Source organism: Methylobacterium sp. J-090, from assembly GCF_022829345.1.
Taxonomy (GTDB): Bacteria; Pseudomonadota; Alphaproteobacteria; order Rhizobiales; family Beijerinckiaceae; genus Methylobacterium.
Genome location: NZ_JAKSXV010000077.1, coordinates 1 through 1074, shown reverse-complemented (window position 1 = coordinate 1074; position 1074 = coordinate 1). Strand labels below are relative to the sequence as shown.

At 59.5% G+C, this 1074-nt stretch carries 2 protein-coding genes and 1 pseudogene; 2 read left to right on the top strand and 1 reads right to left on the bottom strand.

Going from position 1 to position 1074, the window contains the following annotated elements; all coding sequences use genetic code 11:
• Positions 1-216, bottom strand: a pseudogene (locus MKK49_RS12440) (IS3 family transposase); the annotation flags it as partial.
• 15 nt (positions 217-231) lie between these two features.
• Between MKK49_RS12440 and MKK49_RS12435 the strand changes: the two are divergent.
• On the top strand, positions 232-669 hold the full coding sequence (locus tag MKK49_RS12435) for a DUF3830 family protein (RefSeq protein ID WP_244028809.1): 438 nt from the start codon (positions 232-234) through the stop codon (positions 667-669).
• A gap of 63 nt (positions 670-732) precedes the next feature.
• Positions 733-855, top strand: a complete 123-nt coding sequence (locus tag MKK49_RS24515; RefSeq protein WP_279595497.1) for a hypothetical protein — start codon at positions 733-735, stop codon at positions 853-855.
• Positions 856-1074: the final 219 nt, after the last annotated feature.

Below are 1074 nucleotides of genomic sequence, written 5' to 3'. Positions count from 1 at the left end.
CCAACAAGGGCGCTGGTACTCTTCCCCCAGGCACTTCAGCGGCTTGACCTGGTCACCCTTCAGCACGCCGCAATCGGAACGCCACCGATAATACGTGACTTCCGTCACCTCGATGGACCGGATTGCTTCGGCAACCTTACGGACCTGCGAGACCAAGACATCAGCCTGACGCAGCTTGCCAACAATCGCTTCAGCCGTATGCTTCTTCCGTCCCATGACAACATCCTCCGCATGGCTCAAGGCCATACCTCAGGGAGGACCACTTTTCAGGGGGCAGGCCAGCCGTTCGAGTTCGGTGCCCAGTTCGAAGAGCAGGCTGCGCCGAAGACCTGCAACGCCTTTCGAGCCCGTATGCCGTTTATCAGCAAGGCGGTTCACGTGCGCTGGAGTGGTGAGGGCGTGTGGATGCCGCTGGGTGACCTCGATTTCGGTGTCGGTTACGAGAACCACACCAGTTACCCGGCGCCGGGGCAGATCATCCTTTACCCGGGCGGGATCAGCGAGACCGAAATACTCCTCGCCTACGGCGGCGTACACTTCGCCTCCAAGATGGGGCAGCTTGCGGGTAACCACTTCATCACATTGACTTCCGGTTTGGAGAACCTGCGCAGGCTGGGAGAGATGACGCTTTGGCAAGGTGCGCAACCTGTCCATTTCGAGACGTTGTGATCCCGGGTTCATTCCTTTCACAGCTTCGGAAAATGCAAAAGCCTCGCAGGAAGGTTTGACCGTATGCGCGCGCCGGTGGCGTCGAACATCGTATTCGAGACGGCCGCTATGCACCCTGGGCGCTTGGTGCCGGCGAAGACGCGCTTCTTCGTTGACGAGATCGCCGCGGCGATCAATGCAGAATAGATACGGTCGGATACCGCGTCCCACTGCGACTTGGGCTTCCGCTTCTGAGGATCGCTCCGATAGACTCCTACGACGTAGTTGGGTCGAGACCTGTCCGTCCGCTCTACGACCCTGTTGGGTGGTTTGCCGCCAGTCCGCTTCCGGGCGTTCGATAGCTTGTAGCGGACGTCCCTCGGTATTCAGTTTGCCTACGGCCACAAACCCATCCAGTGGGGCATT

Coding starts and splice junctions, on each gene's coding strand:
- MKK49_RS12435 (WP_244028809.1), top strand. CDS start 232: ATGGCTCAAGGCCATACCTCAGGGAGGACCACTTTTCAGGGGGCAGGC.
- MKK49_RS24515 (WP_279595497.1), top strand. CDS start 733: ATGCGCGCGCCGGTGGCGTCGAACATCGTATTCGAGACGGCCGCTATG.